The 4,469-nt window shown below is 54.9% G+C and carries 3 protein-coding genes; 2 read left to right on the top strand and 1 reads right to left on the bottom strand.

The window, feature by feature from the left end:
• Together BY454_RS16325 and BY454_RS16320 are read left to right on the top strand one after the other, a co-directional pair.
• Positions 1–981 (top strand): efflux RND transporter periplasmic adaptor subunit (locus tag BY454_RS16325; protein WP_104425572.1); only part of this gene is annotated, 981 nt, incomplete at its 5' end.
• A gap of 1 nt (position 982) precedes the next feature.
• A complete protein-coding gene (locus BY454_RS16320; protein WP_008172293.1) occupies positions 983–4,033 on the top strand; it encodes an efflux RND transporter permease subunit in 3,051 nt (1,016 codons plus the stop codon).
• Positions 4,034–4,048: 15 nt separating this feature from the next.
• Here BY454_RS16320 and BY454_RS16315 read toward each other — a convergent pair.
• On the bottom strand, positions 4,049–4,469 hold a 421-nt coding region (locus BY454_RS16315), incomplete at its 5' end, for a LysR substrate-binding domain-containing protein (protein ID WP_258075683.1).

Genomic DNA, 4,469 nt, shown 5'->3' with positions numbered 1-4,469 from the left:
CAGTATCCGGGCAGAGTCTCGGCGTCTGACCATTCAGAACTCTCTTTCAGAGTGGGAGGAGAGCTGACAGAGCTGGCCGTTAAAGCAGGCGACACTGTGGAAAAAGGAGAAGTTGTTGCCCGCCTGGACGATCGGGACGCAAGAACCCGCCTGGAAAACGCCCGGTCAAATTTCAATCTGGCACAGGCCACCTTCGAGCGAATGCGAATATCGTTGGAGCGCCAGGCCATCAGTCAGGCCCGTTTCGATGAGGCCGAGGCCGAGTACCTCTCTGCCAGAGCGCAACTGGCCAGCGCGGAGGACCAACTTTCCTATACCGTTCTCAAAGCGCCATTTGATGGCGTCATTTCACGGGTGCCGGTGGATGTCTTTCAGGTTGTATCAGCGCAGCAGGCCATTGCCGAACTGCAACGGCCCGGCTCTATCGACGTCTCGTTCCAGATGCCTGAACAACAGGTCCGCCGCCTTCAACCACAGAGATCCAGGAACGTTCGCGCCAATGGCAACACTATCGCGTGGGTACAGTTTCCCGAGCTTCCCGATAAACGCTACGCCGCGAGCTACAAAGAGCATGACAGCAATGCCTCTCAGGGGTCGCTCAGTTATGAGGTTACCGTAACGCTCCCTGAACCCGAGGACATCACAGTGCTTTCGGGGATGAGCGCGACCGTTCTGCTTGATTACGGCACATTGGCTGGAGAGAGCGCCCCGTCGTGGCTGATACCAACCGCGGCGCTTGTAACACCTGACGCAGAACCCGGCACTAGCGTGGTTTGGCGATACGTGGCTGCTGCCGATGGTGAGAATGGCGATAACACGGGCAGCGTCGAGCCGGTGGATGTCGAGCCGGGTAAGAAAATGAACGATGGCGTGCTTGTTCGGGGAGAGCTCAGCCCGGGCGACAGAATCGTGGTTGCCGGCGCTCACCGGATGAACAGGGATCGTTCGGTCCGTCCCTGGGAAAAAGAGGGCGGGCTCTGAGATGGTCGATTATTTTCTTGATCGGAAGTCCATCAGCTGGATGGTCACGCTGTTGCTTGGGGTTGGGGGCATGTTCGCGTTTCTGGGTCTTGGCCAGCTTGAATTCCCGGAGTTCACGTTACGTTCCGCCTTGGTGACCACCCAATATCCCGGAGCAACGCCTCTTGAAGTCGAGGAGGAGGTTACGCTGCCTCTGGAAAAAGCGATCCAGCAGATGCCGGGCATCGATGACATTACTTCGGTGAACTCGGACGGCTTGTCGCAGATTACTGTCCAACTCAAGAAGACGGTCAGAGAAGGGGAGTTAGACCAGTATTGGGATATCCTTCGGCGAAAGATTAATGATGCCCAGCCTGGTCTGCCACCAGGCGTGAACACGTCCATCGTGAACGATGACTTTGGCGATGTCTTCGGCCTGCTGCTCACGTTGCGTGGTGACGGCTACTCGCTGAAAGATCTTGGTGACCATGCGGATCTCATTCAGCGAGAACTGCGATTGTTGGAGGGCGTCGCAAAAGTCAGTATCGGTGGTCGTGTCGACGAGCAGATGATCGTGTCACTGGACCGTGACCGTATGCGTGCTCTTGGCATCTCGCCAGAATACCTGGCAAGCCTTCTGAATGCGCAGAATACGGTGGGCAACGCTGGCCACCTGCGCAGTGAAGGGCTGTCGTTATCCGTTCAGCCAACCGGTCAGCTTGATTCCGTTCAGGCACTTGAGCAACTGGCAGTTGGAAGCGCTGATTCGGGTATTATCCGGCTCAGCGATCTGGCCGAAGTTCGCAGGGTGACCAATGACTCACCCGCCTTGCTTTACCACTCTGACGGATTGCCTGCTTTGACCATCGGCGTGTCATTTGCAGAGGGCACCAACGTTGTTGATGTAGGTGAGAGTCTCAATGAGGCTTTGAAACGCCTGGAAAAACAGCAACCCATCGGCATGACACTGAACACAGTGTATAACCAGCCTGAAGTAGTCGAGGAGGCAGTATCTGCTTTTCTCATGAACCTTGCTCAGGCGGTGGGCATTGTCATTATTGTGCTTTTGCTGTTCATGGGGCTGCGAAGTGGCCTGCTCATGGGGCTGATCCTGCTGATTACCATCATGGGTACATTCGTGCTTATGGCAATACACGGTATTCAGCTCCAGAAGATTTCATTGGGTGCGCTGATCATTGCGCTGGGGATGCTGGTCGATAATGCCATCGTCGTCACCGAGGGCATGATGATTGGCCTTTCCAAGGGCAAGTCCAAAAGGCAGGCAGCCAAAGAAGTGGTCTCGCAGAACCGGTACCCGCTGCTCGGCGCTACCGTGATTGCCATTACGGCCTTTGCTCCTATCGGCCTTTCACCAGACACCACCGGAGAATTCATTGGCTCCCTGTTCTGGGTTCTGTGCTACTCGCTTTTCCTGAGCTGGCTGACGGCACTCACTCTGACCCCGTTTTTCTTTGATATGTTCTATCCCGACAAGCTCGAGAGTGTCGGGCAGTCATCCGATAACGACCCCTATAAGGGAATTGTTTTCGTCGTCTTCCGCCGCCTGCTGACCTACGCGATTCATTATCGCTTCGTGACATTAACACTTGCGATCGCGCTTCTGGCTGGGGTTCTATCGTTCTCGGGACAGGTTAAGAATGCTTTCTTCCCGAATGCCACAACGCCACTCTTCTTTGTTGACCTTTGGTTGCCCGAGGGCGCCGACATCTTGCAAACCGAAGAGACCGTAAAGCGGCTGGAATCGCGCGTGAATGACATGGACCAGGTCGTTCAGGTGACCAGTGTCACCGGTGGCGGAGCCCAGCGTTTTACGTTGACGTATTCACCGGAGCAGCGATACGCCAGTTTTGGCCAATTGATCGTAGAGACCCGGGATAAGGCGTCGAGAGAGGCCCGTATGGAGGAAGTCATTGAGCAACTGCGTACAGACTTCCCGAACGTGCATTACAAAGTGCAGGCTTTGCAGGTGGGGCCCTCAGCCAAAGCCAGTCTTGAAGCTCGTATCTTTGGAGAAGATCCCGAAGAACTCCGGAAAATCGGTGTGCGCGTGCAGGCAATTTTTGAAAATGAACCTCTGGCCGACAGCGTGCGCTTGTCCTGGGGTAATCGGGAAGCCGTGATCGTACCGGAGTTCCTCGAAGAACAGGCCCGGCGCCTTGGCGTATCTCGCGAATCACTGCACCAGGCGTTGTTGCTGAATAATCAGGGGCAGCAGGTTGGAGTGTACCGTGAGGGGAGCGACCTCATTCCGATCATTATGCGGTCAAGAGAGGAGCAGCGTTTTGACATCGAAAACCTTACCTCGATCAATGTCTGGAGTGAAGAGCAGGGCCGCTATGTCAGCGCGGGCAACGTCATCAATGCCATCAATACGGAACTGCGGGATCCGTTGATAAAACGCAGAAACAGGGAGCGGATGTTGGCGGTTTATGCCGAACCCATGCCTTTGTCGGGGGAGACGGCGGCGAGTGTGCTGGAGAGGATCCGCCCGCAGGTCGACGCGCTGGAGCTTCCCCACGGCTATTCGATTGAGTGGGGTGGAGAGTACGAGACCTCATCCGAAGCTCAGACTTCGCTTTTCTCCTCGCTGCCTCTTGGACTGCTGGGGATGTTCATTATTTCGATGCTGTTGTTCGGTAGCTTCCGACAGGCTCTGTCTATCTGGATGATTGTTCCTCTCATGATGATTGGAATCATTGGTGGACTGGTATTGCTCGGCGCGCCTTTTACATTCATGGCGCTGCTCGGGACTCTGAGTCTGATCGGTATGGTACTGAAGAATGCCATTGTGCTGGTTGAGGAGATCAATATTCAGTTAGAACAGCAGGATGATGCATTCACTGCGGTGGTTGAGGCCGCGGTAAGCCGGGTACGACCTGTGCTTATGGCGGCCGTAACCACCATGTTGGGAATGATTCCTCTGTTCAGCGATGCCTTCTTCGCGAGCATGGCGGTGGTTATCGTGTTCGGTTTGGGTGTTGCAACGGTATTGACGTTAGTGGTGCTGCCAGTGGTGTACTGCACGTTAATGAGAATTTCTTATCATCAATAACGCACCCGCTGTTTTTCAGGCGTCTTTTTTTCCTCCGGACAAGCGATCCGGAGGAAAAAAGCCTCCGGCAATCATTGCATTCATCAGTTCGCCTACTTTTGCACGCAGGTCATCCCTCAACAACCTCATTGCCGGCGTTATTGACTGTCGGGTAGGACAAATCAGCCACAGCTCGGATACCGGCGGCGCATAGTCCGGCATGATTGTGGTGACACGGCCTGCAAGCAGATCATCCGACATATCAAGACACGATTTTATCGCAAGACCGCGACCAGCGACGCACCACCGGCGAACCAGATCGCCATCGTTTGAGGCGCGATCGCCCGTCATTTTGACTCGATATTCCTCGTCTCCCCGTTTGAACGTCCAGAGGTCAAATGGGATGTCCTGCAACTGATAGAACAGTCCGTTGTGGTTCTCAAGGTCATCAGGATGA

The sequence above is a fragment of the Marinobacter persicus genome (genome assembly GCF_002934325.1).
In the GTDB taxonomy this organism is placed as follows: domain Bacteria; phylum Pseudomonadota; class Gammaproteobacteria; order Pseudomonadales; family Oleiphilaceae; genus Marinobacter; species Marinobacter persicus_A.
The sequence above is the reverse complement of the archived record's forward strand: the minus strand, read 5'-3'. Positions and strand labels throughout refer to the sequence as shown.

What these genes read in the sequence shown, in the direction of transcription:
- BY454_RS16320 (WP_008172293.1), top strand. Translation starts at nt 983, where the DNA reads ATGGTCGATTATTTTCTTGATCGGAAGTCCATCAGCTGGATGGTCACG.